Origin of the sequence: Enterococcus sp. MSG3290 (assembly GCF_050555565.1) — a bacterium.
In the GTDB taxonomy this organism is placed as follows: domain Bacteria; phylum Bacillota; class Bacilli; order Lactobacillales; family Enterococcaceae; genus Enterococcus_B; species Enterococcus_B faecium.
This window is the reverse complement of the sequence record NZ_CP187862.1, coordinates 1,412,121-1,426,989: the sequence shown is the minus strand read 5'-3', so window position 1 is coordinate 1,426,989 and position 14,869 is coordinate 1,412,121. Positions and strand designations below refer to the sequence as shown.

Annotated in this window: 13 protein-coding genes; all 13 read left to right on the top strand. The window is 38.9% G+C overall.

Annotated features, from left to right (window positions below; all coding sequences use genetic code 11):
• The first annotated feature begins 3 nt into the window (after positions 1-3).
• The 13 genes from IGL31_RS06790 to IGL31_RS06730 all read left to right on the top strand — a co-directional run bounded on the left by IGL31_RS06790 (position 4) and on the right by IGL31_RS06730 (position 14,846).
• Positions 4-1,080 (top strand): carbamoyl phosphate synthase small subunit, encoded by a 1,077-nt coding sequence (locus IGL31_RS06790; protein ID WP_002288877.1) that lies wholly within the window; start codon positions 4-6, stop codon positions 1,078-1,080.
• A gap of 4 nt (positions 1,081-1,084) precedes the next feature.
• On the top strand, positions 1,085-4,270 hold the full coding sequence (gene carB, locus IGL31_RS06785) for a carbamoyl-phosphate synthase large subunit (RefSeq protein ID WP_002306757.1): 3,186 nt from the start codon (positions 1,085-1,087) through the stop codon (positions 4,268-4,270).
• 53 nt (positions 4,271-4,323) lie between these two features.
• The gene (locus IGL31_RS06780) at positions 4,324-5,100 is read left to right on the top strand and encodes a dihydroorotate dehydrogenase electron transfer subunit (RefSeq protein ID WP_002288879.1); all 777 of its coding nucleotides are present in this window, start codon (positions 4,324-4,326) and stop codon (positions 5,098-5,100) included.
• Positions 5,097-6,029 (top strand): dihydroorotate dehydrogenase, encoded by a 933-nt coding sequence (locus IGL31_RS06775; protein ID WP_086300099.1) that lies wholly within the window; start codon positions 5,097-5,099, stop codon positions 6,027-6,029. The genes IGL31_RS06780 and IGL31_RS06775 overlap by 4 nt, the downstream gene beginning before the upstream one ends.
• Positions 6,026-6,742, top strand: a complete 717-nt coding sequence (gene pyrF, locus IGL31_RS06770) for an orotidine-5'-phosphate decarboxylase (protein WP_086300098.1) — start codon at positions 6,026-6,028, stop codon at positions 6,740-6,742. The genes IGL31_RS06775 and pyrF overlap by 4 nt, the downstream gene beginning before the upstream one ends.
• Positions 6,743-6,748: 6 nt before the next feature.
• A complete protein-coding gene (pyrE, locus tag IGL31_RS06765) occupies positions 6,749-7,378 on the top strand; it encodes an orotate phosphoribosyltransferase (RefSeq protein ID WP_002324821.1) in 630 nt (209 codons plus the stop codon).
• 449 nt (positions 7,379-7,827) lie between these two features.
• A complete protein-coding gene (locus IGL31_RS06760; protein ID WP_002324822.1) occupies positions 7,828-8,244 on the top strand; it encodes a PTS sugar transporter subunit IIA in 417 nt (138 codons plus the stop codon).
• Positions 8,241-8,711 carry a PTS sugar transporter subunit IIB gene (locus IGL31_RS06755; RefSeq protein WP_002372438.1) on the top strand — a complete coding sequence of 157 codons (471 nt, stop codon included), beginning with the start codon at positions 8,241-8,243 and terminating at the stop codon, positions 8,709-8,711. Before IGL31_RS06760 ends, IGL31_RS06755 begins: the two co-directional genes overlap by 4 nt.
• 19 nt (positions 8,712-8,730) lie before the next feature.
• On the top strand, positions 8,731-9,510 hold the full coding sequence (locus tag IGL31_RS06750; protein WP_086300097.1) for a PTS mannose/fructose/sorbose/N-acetylgalactosamine transporter subunit IIC: 780 nt from the start codon (positions 8,731-8,733) through the stop codon (positions 9,508-9,510).
• A gap of 14 nt (positions 9,511-9,524) precedes the next feature.
• Positions 9,525-10,337, top strand: a complete 813-nt coding sequence (locus IGL31_RS06745; RefSeq protein WP_002335700.1) for a PTS system mannose/fructose/sorbose family transporter subunit IID — start codon at positions 9,525-9,527, stop codon at positions 10,335-10,337.
• A gap of 52 nt (positions 10,338-10,389) precedes the next feature.
• Entirely contained in the window at positions 10,390-11,367 is a 978-nt protein-coding gene (locus tag IGL31_RS06740; RefSeq protein WP_010732643.1) for an SIS domain-containing protein, read from the top strand.
• 105 nt (positions 11,368-11,472) lie between these two features.
• Complete coding sequence (locus IGL31_RS06735; protein ID WP_086300096.1) at positions 11,473-14,202, top strand: sigma 54-interacting transcriptional regulator; 2,730 nt, start codon at positions 11,473-11,475, stop codon at positions 14,200-14,202.
• A gap of 11 nt (positions 14,203-14,213) precedes the next feature.
• Positions 14,214-14,846, top strand: coding sequence for an HAD family hydrolase (locus tag IGL31_RS06730; RefSeq protein WP_002324828.1), 633 nt, complete (start codon positions 14,214-14,216; stop codon positions 14,844-14,846).
• Positions 14,847-14,869 lie beyond the last annotated feature (23 nt).

Sequence of the window (14,869 nt, the reverse complement as noted above, 5' to 3'; positions counted from 1 at the left end):
AGTATGGAACGTTTGCTTATATTAGAAGATGGAACAGTTTTCGAAGGAAAGGCTTTTGGTGCAGATGCTAGTGTCTTCGGAGAAATCGTTTTTACAACAAGTATGACTGGTTATCAAGAAACTATCACTGATCAAAGTTTTAACGGTCAAATCATTACATTTACCTATCCTATGGTGGGTAATTATGGGGTAAATAGAGATGATTATGAATCGATTTCTCCAACATGCAAAGGAGTAGTAGTAAAAGAACATGCACGTGTAGCTTCAAACTGGCGAAACCAAATGACGCTAGATTCATTTTTGAAACAAAAAGGAATTCCTGGAATATCAGGTATCGATACGCGCGCCCTTACTCGCAAAATCCGTGAAGTCGGAACGATGAAAGCTAGTATCGTTGATGCTGGAGATTCCTTCGAACATGCATTTGATCAGCTGAAAGCAACCGTTCTAGCAACCAATCAAGTGCAGCAAGTCTCAACTAACAAACCTTATCCAAGTCCAGGAACAGGTCGGAAAGTCATTGTCATTGACTTCGGTTTAAAACATAGTATTTTACGAGAATTGAGTAAAAGAAACTGTAACCTCACAGTACTTCCCTATAACACAGATGCCGAGACGATTTTAGCGCTATCACCAGACGGAGTCATGCTGACGAATGGACCTGGTGATCCAAAAGATGTGCCAGAAGCAATCGAAATGATCAAAAAAATCCAAGGAAAAGTACCGATTTTTGGTATTTGTCTCGGTCACCAGTTATTTGCTTTAGCCAACGGTGCAGATACCTATAAAATGAAATTCGGACATCGAGGATTAAATCACCCGGTACGAGAAGTAGCGACCGGAAGAATTGATTTTACTTCTCAAAATCATGGCTATGCAGTCGATGAAGCCACGATTGATCCAGAAAAACTCATCGTAACTCATGTAGAAGTAAATGACGGAACAGTAGAAGGAGTCAAACACAGAGATTATCCCGCTTTCAGTGTGCAGTTTCATCCAGATGCTGCCCCTGGTCCGCATGATGCACTACATTTATTTGATGAATTTATGGAAATGATGGACGCAGGAAAGGAGCAGTAAACAGATGCCGAAACGTACAGATATCAAGAAAATTATGGTGATTGGATCTGGTCCGATCATCATTGGTCAAGCCGCAGAATTTGACTACGCAGGAACACAAGCCTGCCTTGCCTTAAAAGAAGAAGGATATGAAGTGGTTTTAGTAAATTCTAATCCTGCGACGATCATGACGGATAAAGAAGTGGCAGATCAAGTATATATCGAACCGATCACACTTGAATTTGTATCAAGGATTCTTCGAAAAGAGCGTCCAGATGCTCTCCTTCCAACTTTAGGCGGACAGACAGGCCTCAATATGGCAATGGAGCTGGCAGCATCAGGTATTTTAGAAGAATTGAACATAGAACTTCTAGGAACAAAGCTTTCTGCGATCGATCAAGCAGAAGATCGTGATCTATTCAAACAGTTGATGAAAGAATTGAATCAGCCAATCCCCGAGTCTGAAATCGTCAATACAGTAGAAGAAGCTGTAGATTTTGCAAATAAAATCGGCTATCCTGTCATCGTTCGTCCAGCCTTTACTTTAGGCGGAACTGGTGGAGGTATGTGTGAAAATGAAGAAGAATTACGTATCGTATCAGAAAATGGATTAAGTCTTTCCCCCGCTACCCAATGTTTGATTGAACGAAGTATTGCAGGTTTTAAAGAAATTGAATATGAAGTGATGAGAGATTCGGCTGATAATGCAATCGTTGTCTGCAATATGGAAAATTTTGACCCGGTGGGTATCCATACAGGTGATTCTATCGTATTTGCCCCTAGTCAAACATTGTCTGACCATGAATATCAAATGCTTCGTGATGCTTCTCTTTCGATTATTCGAGCACTTAAGATCGAGGGAGGCTGTAACGTCCAACTCGCTCTTGATCCACATAGTTTTAATTATTATGTGATTGAAGTCAATCCGCGTGTTTCTCGTTCATCTGCGTTAGCAAGTAAGGCGACTGGCTATCCGATCGCTAAGCTAGCTGCTAAAATAGCGCTTGGATTAACATTAGACGAAATGAAAAATCCTGTTACAGGAACGACTTTTGCAGAATTTGAACCTGCATTAGATTATGTTGTAGCTAAAATTCCTCGCTGGCCGTTTGATAAGTTTGAAAACGGAGAACGGCTTTTAGGCACGCAGATGAAAGCAACTGGTGAAGTGATGGCTATCGGTCGGAATATCGAAGAGTCTTTATTGAAAGCTGTGCGTTCTTTAGAAATCGGTACACACCATATCGAACTTCCTGAGTTGGCAGACATCACGGACGATGACCTAATCCAAAAAGTGGTTCGAGCACAAGATGATCGCCTGTTTTATGTAGCTGAAGCTATTAGAAGAGGGTACACCATAGAAGAATTAGCGGATTTGACAAAAATCGATTTATTCTTTTTAGATAAACTGTTGCATATCGTAGAAATCGAACAGCAGTTGAAACAGCAGCCGTTGGATGACAAGATATTGAAAACAGCGAAACAAAACGGTTTTACAGACAAAAAAGTGGCGGAGCTGTGGGAAATAAACGAAGAAGCCGTTCGCCAGATGAGAAAAGAAAATGATTTGATTCCTGTATATAAGATGGTTGACACTTGTGCAGCGGAATTCGAATCAAAAACACCTTATTTTTATAGTTCCTATGAATATGAAAATGAAAGTTCACGATCAGAAAAGCCCTCAGTTCTAGTACTGGGATCTGGTCCTATCCGTATCGGACAAGGGGTTGAATTTGACTATGCGACTGTGCATTCTGTCAAAGCAATCCAGCAGGCAGGATACGAAGCAATCATCATGAACAGCAATCCTGAAACAGTTTCGACTGACTTTTCTATTTCGGATAAATTATATTTTGAGCCATTGACCTTCGAAGATGTGATGAATGTGATCGAGCTAGAACAGCCGATAGGAGTAATCGTTCAATTTGGTGGTCAGACAGCAATCAACTTAGCCGAACCTTTGACTGCTGCTGGTGTAAAAATCTTAGGGACAACGATCGAAGACTTGGATCGTGCGGAAAATCGTGATTTATTCGAGCAAGCGCTGAAAGAGTTGGATATTCCTCAACCTTTAGGGGATACTGCTACAAGTAAAGAAGAAGCCGTGGTTATCGCTTCGAGAATTGGTTATCCAGTTCTTGTTCGTCCAAGCTATGTATTAGGCGGACGTGCGATGGAAATCGTTGAAAACCAGCGAGATTTAGAAGATTACATGGAACATGCTGTGAAAGCATCTCCAGAACATCCAGTACTAGTGGACCGTTACTTGCTTGGTGGTGAATGCGAAGTGGATGCGATTTGTGACGGTGAAACAGTACTCATCCCAGGGATCATGGAGCATATTGAGCGTGCTGGTGTCCATTCAGGGGATTCAATGGCTGTGTATCCACCTCAAACATTATCTGAATCGATCAAGAAAACGATCGAAGATTACACGATCCGCTTAGCATTAGGTTTGAATTGTGTCGGGATGATGAATATCCAGTTTGTCATCCATGAAAATGAGGTTTATGTGATCGAAGTCAATCCTCGAGCAAGTCGGACTGTTCCATTCTTAAGTAAGGTGACAGGAATTCCAATGGCACAAATTGCGACGAAAGCTATTTTGGGAGAGAAACTAAAGACACTTGGTTATGAAAACGGACTTTATCCAGAAACAAAAGAAGTTCATGTTAAAGCACCTGTCTTTTCTTTTACGAAATTGCAGAAAGTTGATACTTACTTAGGGCCTGAAATGAAATCGACTGGAGAAGTAATGGGATCTGACAGACAATTAGACAAAGCTTTGTACAAGGCATTCGAAGCTTCTGGATTACACTTGCCTGAATATGGAGCCGTATTATTTACGATTGCGGACGAAACAAAAGAAGAAGCACTAGAATTAGCTAAACGTTTTACAGAAATTGGCTATAGTCTGATAGGAACGAAACATACAGCTGCTTATTTCGAAAAAAATGGTCTGGTCGTTGAAACAGTAGCGAAAATTTCTGAGGAAGCAGCAGAAAAAAATGTAGTCGACTTAATAAGAGATGGTAAAACACAAGTGGTTGTCAATACGATTGATAAAGATCGGGGAAATGCTTCTAAAGACGGTTTCATCATCCGAAGAGAAGCAGTTGAACATGGTATTCCATTGTTTACTTCTTTAGACACAGCAGATGCGATCGTTCGAGTGATGGAATCCCGTGCTTTTTCAACTAACCCTATTTAACGGCGAGCACATGTTAAGACAAAAAGACGAAAAACCGTTGCAGGAGGGGACAGATGAAACAAGAAATGATGGAAATCGTTCAGCAAAAACAGCTGGCACCAAAGATTTTTGAAATGACATTGAAAGGTGATCTAGTAAAAGAAATGCAGCAACCAGGACAGTTCTTGCATATTCTCGTGCCGCGTGCAGACTTGCTATTACGCCGACCGATTAGCTTGAATCATATCGACCACGAAACAAATACTTGCCGTATCATTTATCGGGTGGAAGGTGAGGGGACTAGAGTCTTCTCTACTCTTTCTGCCGGAGACCATTTAGATGTCATGGGTCCTTTAGGCAATGGTTTTGATTTGTCCAATCTTCATACAGGAGACGAAGTATTTATAATCGGTGGAGGAATCGGTGTCCCTCCTCTATATGAGTTATCAAAACAGTTAGTCGAAAAAGGAATTAAGCCAACGCATTTTTTAGGTTTTGCCACACATGAAGTCGTTTATTATGAAAAAGAATTTAATCGTCTAGGAGAAACAAGAATCGCTACTGACGATGGAACATACGGTATGCACGGAAATGTCGGTAATTTATTGTTAGGAACGAAGACGGAACCTACAGCTGTTTTTGCATGTGGTTCAAACGGGTTATTGAAGACAGTGGAACAGCTGTTTTCTTCGCATCAAAATGTCCAGTTATCATTAGAATCCCGCATGGCATGTGGGATAGGGGCTTGCTATGCTTGCGTTTGTCATACGCCGGAAGATGAAACAGGAACAAAAAGTGTGAAAGTTTGTGACGAAGGACCGATTTTTAAAATAGGAGAGGTAATTATATGAATGAGAATCCTTTAGCAGTCAAGCTCCCCGGTCTAGAATTAAAAAATCCTATCATGCCGGCAAGCGGCTGTTTCGGTTTTGGCAAAGAATACGGAAAATACTATGATTTGAATCAGCTTGGATCGATCATGGTCAAGGCAACGACTCCAAATGCCCGCTTTGGCAATCCCACACCAAGAGTGGCGGAAACACCATCTGGCATGTTGAATGCAATTGGTTTGCAAAATCCTGGTATAGACGTTGTTATGCATAAACTTCTTCCAGAATTAGAGGAGTACAATGAGTTACCCATCATCGCAAATGTTGCTGGTGCTTGTGAAGAAGACTATGTAGAAGTTTGTAGCAAAATTGGCGAAGCGCCAAATGTGAAAGCAATCGAGCTGAATATTTCTTGCCCAAATGTCAAACATGGCGGAATTGCTTTTGGAACAGATCCTGATGTTGCTTTTCAATTAACACAAGCAGTAAAGAAAGTTTCTTCTGTTCCTGTCTATGTCAAATTGTCCCCAAATGTAACAGACATCGTTCCAATCGCTCAGGCAATCGAAGCTGGAGGGGCAGATGGGTTTACGATGATCAATACTCTTCTTGGTATGCGGATTGACCTTAAGACAAGAAAACCGATTTTAGCCAATCAAACAGGTGGACTCTCCGGACCAGCAATCAAGCCTGTCGCTATTCGTTTGATTCACCAAGTAGCAAGTATATCCAGCCTTCCAATCATTGGGATGGGCGGCGTGCAGACAGTGGATGATGTTCTTGAGATGTTTATGGCTGGAGCAAGTGCTGTAGCTATAGGGACCGCGAATTTCACCGATCCGTATATCTGTCCTAAACTAATTAAAGAGCTCCCTGTGCGAATGAGCGAACTAGGTATTGAGTCACTGGAAAGATTAATCAAAGAAGTGAGAGAGGAACGTGAACGATGAATCAACTAGACCAACGACCAATTATTGCATTAGATTTTTCAACTAGGCAAGAGGTAGAAGACTTTCTTCGATTTTTCCCAGAAGAAGAAAAATTGTTTGTGAAAATCGGAATGGAATTGTTCTACCAAGAAGGACCTGAAATCGTACGTTATCTAAAAGAGGCTGGTCATAATGTATTTTTAGATCTGAAACTTCACGATATTCCGAATACGGTCGAAAAAGCAATGCGGGGATTGGCAAAGCTTGGTGTTGATCTCACCTGTGTTCATGCCGCTGGCGGTATTCGTATGATGGAGGCGGCAATGCGAGGATTAGAAGAGGGGACTCCAGAAGGTGGAAAACGTCCGCTACTTCTAGCTATCACTCAGCTTACTTCTACAAGTGAAGAAGAAATGCATGCCGATCAACTAATCGAAGTTTCTTTAGAAAAAAGTGTGATCCATTATGCTAGCTGTGCCAAAAAAGCAGGATTAGATGGTGTGGTTTCTTCTGCTTGGGAAGTAGAAGCGATCAAAGAAATGGCAGGAGACGAATTTGTTTGCTTAACTCCGGGTATAAGACCAGAAGGAACAGTCGCAGGAGATCAGACAAGAGTAGTCACACCTTCTCAGGCAAAAGAGATCGGCTCAACTTTTATCGTTATAGGTCGACCAATCACTCAGTCAACTAATCCTTATAAAGCATATCAAACGATTCAAACAGAATGGAGCTAACCTAAAATGAATGTTGAACAAAGTATCGCAAAAGACTTATTAGAAATTGAAGCAGTATTTTTAAATCCAAGTAATCCTTTTACATGGGCAAGTGGAATCAAAAGCCCAATTTACTGTGATAACCGAATCACGATGAGCTATCCAAAAGTCCGAAAAGAGATCGCAAAAGGATTAGCAAGCAAAATCAAAGAAGCTTACCCTGAAGTACAAGTGATTGCTGGAACTGCAACAGCAGGAATCCCTCATGCCGCATGGGTAGCGGAAATACTGGATTTGCCAATGGTCTATATTCGAAGTAAGGCGAAAGATCATGGGAAAGGTAACCAAATCGAAGGACGTATATTTGAAGGTCAGAAGATGGTTGTGATCGAGGATTTGATTTCTACAGGCGGAAGTGTCTTGGAAGCAGCTGAAGCAGCAAAAAGAGAAGGTGCGGATATCCTTGGTGTTGCGGCTATCTTTACGTATGAGTTGCCAAAAGGAAAAGCAAATTTCGAAAAAGCCGAAATCCCTCTTATGACGTTGACCAATTATTCTGTATTGATTGAAGCAGCTTTAGAAGATCGTTATATCGATGAGCAAGAATTAACTCTGCTAAAAGAATGGAAAAAAGATCCTGAAAATTGGCAGTCTTAAGTACAAAAAACATAGATAATTAAAGAAATAAAGCTATGTTATTTTGAATATTTCTAAATTACCATTTCTCTACACCGTTATATTTTTTAAGGATACAGTTACATAAACTGTATCCTTATTTTTTCATAATCCTGCATGGATGATTTTGATGAGGAAATATATCCATAAGATACATATGCATGATCTTCAATAGCGTTGATTACACAAAGTATGAACGACTTCAACGAGTCAAAATAGCCCCTCAACTGTGTTCCTATCCCACAGTCGAGGGGCTATCTTTGTTTTATATATGTAGAAAAGCAGTCCAACACTTTTACAAAATCGATTGAACACTTATCAGTAAATGATAAAAGTGTTGGGAAATAGTTGTAACTATAGCTTTTACAGGCTGAACAGAAGTTGGCACGGTATTTGCTTTATATAAAATTGTCAGCGAGGAGGAAATGAAAATGAATACGATTATTCTAGCTAGTCATGGCGCATTATCTCAAGGGCTAAAACAAACAGCTGAAATGATCTTGGGACCTGCCACTAATATTTATGCATTATCAGCTTATCGCGATGAAGATGAGCCGATAGAACAACAAATACAAAGTATAGTTACAAAATTAGGAAAAGAAAATCTATTTATTCTCACAGATATCTTAGGAGGAAGTGTCAATAATGAAATGATAGGACTGTTAAAGAAAGAGCCAGCAATACGATTGATCACTGGAATGAATCTACCCTTGGTGATTTCAATTGCCACGCAAGTTAACCCAATTGCTGCTGCAGATTTAGAATTGATTATTGAAGAAAGTCGGCAGTCATTGATTGATTGCAATCGATTACTAAAAAAATCAAATGAAGGAGGAGATGATCTATGATCAAGTTCATTCGTATCGATCACCGATTGTTACATGGACAAGTGGTGTTTTCTTGGAGTAAATCTTTGCAAATCAACCGACTTATAGTGGTGAATGATGAAGCAGCCAACGATGAATTTAAAAAAATGTCTTTAGAACTATCAAAACCTCAAGGAATCAAACTCAATATACTTACCGTTGAAAATACATTGACAAAAATATCTAAAATAGAAGCATTGAGCGAAAACATCATGATGATCTTTGGCAATACCAAAGATGTTCGTCAGTTTTGCGAAAATTACTCAAACGTTAAGGAAATCAATTACGGAGGCATCATAAAAAAAGAAGGATCAAAACAATTCAGTAATGCTATCTTCTTGACTGAAAATGAGATAGAAGATGCGAAAGCACTAAAATCAATGGGCATCAAACAGTTCATGCAACAGGTTCCAACCTCCAAAAAAGAGGATTTGAATACAATGATTTAAAAAGAAAGGAGTTTACGTTATGTTGTTTCAATCGATTGCCTTAGGTCTGGTCGGAATCATGTGCATCTTGGACTCTAGACTACTAGGGAGGATGAATTTTGAACGGCCTTTAATCGTGAGTACGCTAGTTGGGTTAGTATTAGGTGACTTGGAAAAAGGTTTGTTGGTTGGTGCTTCTCTGGAATTGATGTCGCTTGGTCTGGTAAATATTGGAGCAGCAGCTCCACCGGATATGAATATGGCGTCCATTATTGCTACAGCTTTTGCTATTCTATCTGGCTCCAATGCTGAAACTGCTCTGACTATTGCCATTCCAATCTCTGTGTTAGGACAAATGCTTGGAATATTGATGCGGACGGTACTCTCAAATCTGACACATTGGGCAGATAATTTAATCAATGAAGGAAAGTTCAGCAGAGCACGACGGATCCACATAATCTATGGTACGGTCTTATATTCACTGATGTATTTTATCCCTATCTTTTTAGCTGTTTACTTTGGAACAGATTTAGTGAAAAATATCGTGAGCAGTATCCCAGTATGGTTGACAAATGGTCTGACTTTAGCAAGCAAAATTTTACCAGCATATGGTTTTGCTTTGTTGTTACAAACGATGTTGACGAAAAAAATGATCCCGTTTTTATTACTTGGTTTTCTAATCACAGCTTACTCCGAATTAAGCATCACAGGTATCGCAGCTTTTGCTTGCATTGTGGCCTTTGTGATGGCACAAGTCAAATTCAATGGTAAAGATAATAGGACAGCTGTAAGCGAACCTGATCCTTTAGATGATTTATAGAAAGGAGTTTTTTTATGACTAAGAAAGATCAAAATAGTTGGAAGTATTGGCAATTTTTCTGGCGTTCGTGGGCAATACAAGCTTCGTGGAATTACGAACGACAAATGAATATGGGGTTTATGTATGGTATCGCACCAATCATCGATAAAATCTATGACAAGCCAGAAGACAAACAAAAGAAAATCGATGCTTATGAGCGGCACATGGCTTACTACAATTGTACGCCGCAAACAAGTTCATTCGTTTTAGGACTAGCAGCATCTATGGAAGAACAATATGCCGAAGATCAAGAGAATTTCAATCCGGAAACCATCAGTGCTTTGAAGACTTCGCTTATGGGACCTTTGTCAGGAATCGGAGACTCTTTCTTCCAAGGAACCATACGTGTTTTGGCCTTTGGCTTTGGAATCAATCTCGCTCAGCAAGGTAGTATCTTAGGCCCTATCTTGGCCATCATCATCTCCTTCATTCCGTCCTTTTTCGTTACATATTATGGCGGAAAAATTGGTTATAATACTGGGAATAAATATTTAGCGAAACTGTATCAAGAAGGTCTGATGGATAAAGTGATGTATGTTTGTACGATTATCGGTTTGATGGTCATTGGAGCTATGATTGCTAGCATGATTGGGATCACCACACCGCTAAGATTCGGCAAGGCGTTTGTTTTACAGGATGTTTTAGATAATATCATGCCCCAGTTGATTCCTTTAGGGCTGACATTTTTTATGTATTGGTTGTTGCAAAAGAAAGTTCGGACCGGTTTGATGCTCACTATTTGTATCGCTGGTGGTGTTTTACTAAGTTTATGCGGGATTTTTAATTAAGGGACCAACCTAATTTAGGTTAAAAATAAATAGTATGAGGAGGAATTCAAACATGAATTCAACATTAAGTCCAAAAGATATCGTCAAAGAAATCATCGCGAACAAAGAGGTGGAGTCCATCGTATTTGTCGGCTGTGGTGCATCGAAAGCAGATCTATATCCAGCAAAATATTTTTTAGAACAAAACGCAAACAAATTACGTATCAGCCACTTTACGGCAAATGAATTCAATTATGCGACACCTCGCTCGATCAACGATCATACTGTAGTTATTTCAGCTTCATTGGGAGGTACGACTCCTGAAACTGTTCAAGCTAACGCAGTAGCGAAAGAACAAGGTGCCACAGTTATTAGTTTAACACATAGCGTAGATTCTCCGTTAACGAAAGATGCAGACTATGTGATTTATCATCGTTTCACAGAAGATTACGCGGCAAAACTAGAAAAAACAGGTTACTGCTTAGAACTTGCAGTTGAACTACTAAATCAGATCGAAGGGTATAAAGACTACGACAAGATGATGGATGGTTTCGACAAAATTTATGATTTGTCGCAAGAAAGCGCAAAGGGAGCACGTCTTCAAGCAAAAAAATTCGCCGAACGTTTCAAAAATGAAAAGGTGATATATGTTATGAGTTCAGGAGCCACTCATGAAGTTGCGTATTCCACTTCTATTTGTTTAATGATGGAGATGCAATGGATTCACTCTGGTACTTTCCATTCTGGTGAATTTTTCCATGGTCCATTTGAAATCACGGACAAAGACGTACCATTTATCTTATTGATGAATGATGGTCGTACGCGTCAAATGGATGCTCGAGCACTGACCTTTTTGAATCGTTTCGATGCAAAAATAGAAATCGTAGATGCTCTAGATTGGGGACTGTCAGCCCACATTGCGAAAGAGGTTCTTGATTACTTCAATCCATTCGTCATCACAGCAGTATTCCGTGTCTATGCAGAAGAATTAGCTGAAGTACGCCAGCATCCGCTGACAAAGCGTCGTTATATGTGGAAACTAAAGTATTAAATTAGAGCTGAGGCCAAGTGCCTCGGCTTTTCTTCCCTTGCATTGAAAAGGGTTTCTTATTCTCGTACAATTGATTGAGCAAGAGTAAATTGGGTGGTGTTGATCATGAATAAAAAAGTAGAAAAATATTTAAAAGAGCTGACAAAAAATTATAGTGAGCATCATGCAGAAGATTTTTCAGCTTTATCAATTAGCGAAAATGTCGGTTTGAATCGCAGTACAACAAGTTTCTACTTAAATCAAGGAATGAAAGAAGGAGTATTGGTCAAGGTCAAGAGTTACCCCGTCTCTTTTTTACATGTTGAAACTTTAGTTGAACTTGGCATTTTCCACAGAGAATCTGAATATGAAACTTGGGAAGACTTATTTGCAGCAGAAAAAGCCAATGCATTAGAAACGGTGATTGGAGCAAATGGCAGCTTAAGAGAAGTAGTTGATCAAATAAAGACAGCAGTACTTTATCCTGGGAATGGGTTACCTATTCTTTTATCAGGCAATAGCGGTTCAGGAAAAACATTTTTAGCAGAAAAAATCTATGAATATGCTGTAGCAGAAAAGGTCATCCCAAAAGATGCTCCGTTTATCTCTTATAATTGTGCCCAATATTTCAACAATCCTGAACTCTTGTCTTCTGCTTTGTTTGGCCATGTCAAAGGAGCATTTACTGGAGCGGAAAAAGAACATATTGGATTGATAGAAAAAGCTGATAATGGCGTATTATTTTTGGATGAGGTACACCGCTTAAGTGATGAAGGGCAAGAAAAGCTTTTTACATTTATGGATACAGGAGAAATTTCACCGATGGGGGACAATGCAATCAGACATAAAGCAAACGTCCGTATGATATTTGCAACAACTGAGAATGTCTATCAAACATTTTTGCCGACCTTTATTCGCCGTTTGCCAGTGATTGTCATGTTGCCGAATTATGAACGTCGCCCGCAATCAGAGCGTATGCAACTGATAGACACATTTTTTATCAATGAAGCGAATATTTTGTCAAAACGCATCGATGTAAGTTATCAACTAGTGGACTTTTTGCTTAATAGTGACCTAGAAGGCAATGTAGGGAAGATAAAAAACATCGTGAAATATGTCTGCGGTAGTGCGTACGCCAAAAATCAAAATAGTCTGTCTATTCGAGTTCGTTTGAAGGATCTTCCAACTGAAAATACAATGCAGCTAAAAGAGCAGCTGAAAAAAACAATCAAAGCTTTACCAGACCGCCAATATTTGCCACATACAGCTAATCAAGTCTTTTTAGAATCTTCAGAAGTCAGGCAGATCAGGCAGTTATTTGAAAAAATAGTGCAAATGTATCAAAAAGTTGAAAAGCAAGAATTAATGATCAAAGATTTTATTGATCATACGGTAAATCGAATCAATCATTTGATGGACGAGTTTATTTTTAAAGATAGTTATTCGAAAGAAGAATCATTTTATTCTGTACTAACCTATCAGATACGAGAAACTTTTGAATGGATGCATGAAAACTACGGATTGGAACAAGATGGTAATCGTGTGATTGCCCTAGCGCAGTATCTCTACCATAAAAACAACACAGATATGATTGCAGAAAACCATGAATGGCAAAGTGTCAAAGACAAGTTGTTAGAATTGGTTTCGAGTTCCATAGATACTTCTTATTGGTATGCTAAAAAAGTACTAGGACATATTTCTCGACAATTAGATCAAGATTTTAAAGAGGAAGATTTGATTTTTATTTCCTTTTATTTTCATGGGCTGCAGATCACGCTAGGAGAAAAGAAAATCAAGAGTGTCATTTTAGCTCATGGTTATTCTACTGCTAGCAGTATGGCGAACGTAGGCAATCGGATGCTGAAGCAGAATATCTTTCAAGCTTATGATATGCCAATCAATATCACGTTAGCTAAAGTAGAAGAACAAGTTATTCGCTTTATCAATGATCATCAAACGGACGCCGGGTTGATTTTATTAGTAGATATGGGGTCGTTGAACGAAATCGGAAAAAAGCTAGCAGATAAAATACGTGGACCACTGCTGATTATCGATTATGTCTCTACGCCTCTTGTATTGGAGATTGGGCAGTTGATTCAAAGACAAATGTCTATCGCAGAAATCAGCCAAAAAATCGATATAGAAAACAAAGTTAAAAAACAGCTAATTCTACCAAAAAAAGAAAAAACACAGGCAATCTTAACTTGCTGTTACACTGGAATAGGTTCAGCTACTCAAATACAAGAGATTTTGGAATCTTGTTTAGAAAATCATTGCAAAGAATTGACGATTATTCCGTATGATTACAAAAAATTGCAAAAAAATAAAATGTATGAGGATCCTTTCCAGATATATGAAGTATTGATGATTGTAGGAACAGAAGATCCCAAAATCGAACAGGTTCCTTATATTGGTCTTGATCATTTAATTAACGGTGAAGATGTTGAGAAGTTTATTTCAATTCTACAAGATTATTTTGACATACGTGATAAAGATTTAAAAGAACAGCTGATGTTCAGCTTTTCAATTAATAAAATCATCGAGAATTTAACGATTTTGGACGCAACTAAACTATTGCGTTTAGTGCAAAGTGCTGTATCCATAGCTGAGGAAACCTTAGAGATTACTCTATCTAATAGTAAGTTGTTTTTACTATACCTACATTGTTGCTGTATGATTGAACGAATTTTAAGGAAAGAAAGTGTGGATGAACAAGAAGATATAGAGGAATATACGACTCAAGCAGGTGCAGAAATGGAACAGATTCATCGTGCCTTTTTCGAAATAGAGAGTGAGTATACTATCAAGATTTCCACATTGGAATTACGATTGATTCATGAAATTATTTATGGATAGGAGGAAGGTTTGTGAATTTAGGCATGATTTTTGATATGGATGGTGTCTTAATTGACTCAGAAAACTTTTATTTTGATCGACGTATGCAATTTTTCAAAGAAAAAAACATCCTACCAGGTTCGACGAATAAGTTGGATTTCGTTGGACTGACAGAAAATGGGATTTGGGAAGTATTGGTCTCAGAAAAAGACCAACGAGCTGATCTTAGAAAAGAATACCTTGCGTACCGGGAAAAACATCCTATTGACTTTAAAATAGCACTGCGAAAGGGTGCGGAAGACATCTTGGATTATTTAAAAAAGAAAAGTATCAAAATTGCTCTTGCTTCTTCTTCTCCGCAAAGAGAAATCGACAAAATGCTGACACAGAATGCTTTAGCACCATACTTCGATTTTGTCATTTCAGGGGAAAAGCTATCTAAAAGCAAACCACATCCAGAAATTTATCAAATCGCAGTAAATGCATTGGATGTTAGACATTGCATCGCAGTAGAAGATTCTCCTGTTGGTATTGCATCAGCAAAAGCAGCTAATTTATATACGATTGCATTAAAGCAAGATCTGCCCCTTGATCAGGCACAAGCAGATATCGTGATTGATGAGTTGAATGATATCATCCAAATAATCGAAACTTACGATATATAGTACTTCAAAAAATACTAAATTCT

What these genes read in the sequence shown, in the direction of transcription:
- IGL31_RS06790 (WP_002288877.1), top strand. Translation starts at nt 4, where the DNA reads ATGGAACGTTTGCTTATATTAGAAGATGGAACAGTTTTCGAAGGAAAG.
- carB (WP_002306757.1), top strand. Translation starts at nt 1,085, where the DNA reads ATGCCGAAACGTACAGATATCAAGAAAATTATGGTGATTGGATCTGGT.
- IGL31_RS06780 (WP_002288879.1), top strand. Translation starts at nt 4,324, where the DNA reads ATGAAACAAGAAATGATGGAAATCGTTCAGCAAAAACAGCTGGCACCA.
- IGL31_RS06775 (WP_086300099.1), top strand. Translation starts at nt 5,097, where the DNA reads ATGAATGAGAATCCTTTAGCAGTCAAGCTCCCCGGTCTAGAATTAAAA.
- pyrF (WP_086300098.1), top strand. Translation starts at nt 6,026, where the DNA reads ATGAATCAACTAGACCAACGACCAATTATTGCATTAGATTTTTCAACT.
- pyrE (WP_002324821.1), top strand. Translation starts at nt 6,749, where the DNA reads ATGAATGTTGAACAAAGTATCGCAAAAGACTTATTAGAAATTGAAGCA.
- IGL31_RS06760 (WP_002324822.1), top strand. Translation starts at nt 7,828, where the DNA reads ATGAATACGATTATTCTAGCTAGTCATGGCGCATTATCTCAAGGGCTA.
- IGL31_RS06755 (WP_002372438.1), top strand. Translation starts at nt 8,241, where the DNA reads ATGATCAAGTTCATTCGTATCGATCACCGATTGTTACATGGACAAGTG.
- IGL31_RS06750 (WP_086300097.1), top strand. Translation starts at nt 8,731, where the DNA reads ATGTTGTTTCAATCGATTGCCTTAGGTCTGGTCGGAATCATGTGCATC.
- IGL31_RS06745 (WP_002335700.1), top strand. Translation starts at nt 9,525, where the DNA reads ATGACTAAGAAAGATCAAAATAGTTGGAAGTATTGGCAATTTTTCTGG.
- IGL31_RS06740 (WP_010732643.1), top strand. Translation starts at nt 10,390, where the DNA reads ATGAATTCAACATTAAGTCCAAAAGATATCGTCAAAGAAATCATCGCG.
- IGL31_RS06735 (WP_086300096.1), top strand. Translation starts at nt 11,473, where the DNA reads ATGAATAAAAAAGTAGAAAAATATTTAAAAGAGCTGACAAAAAATTAT.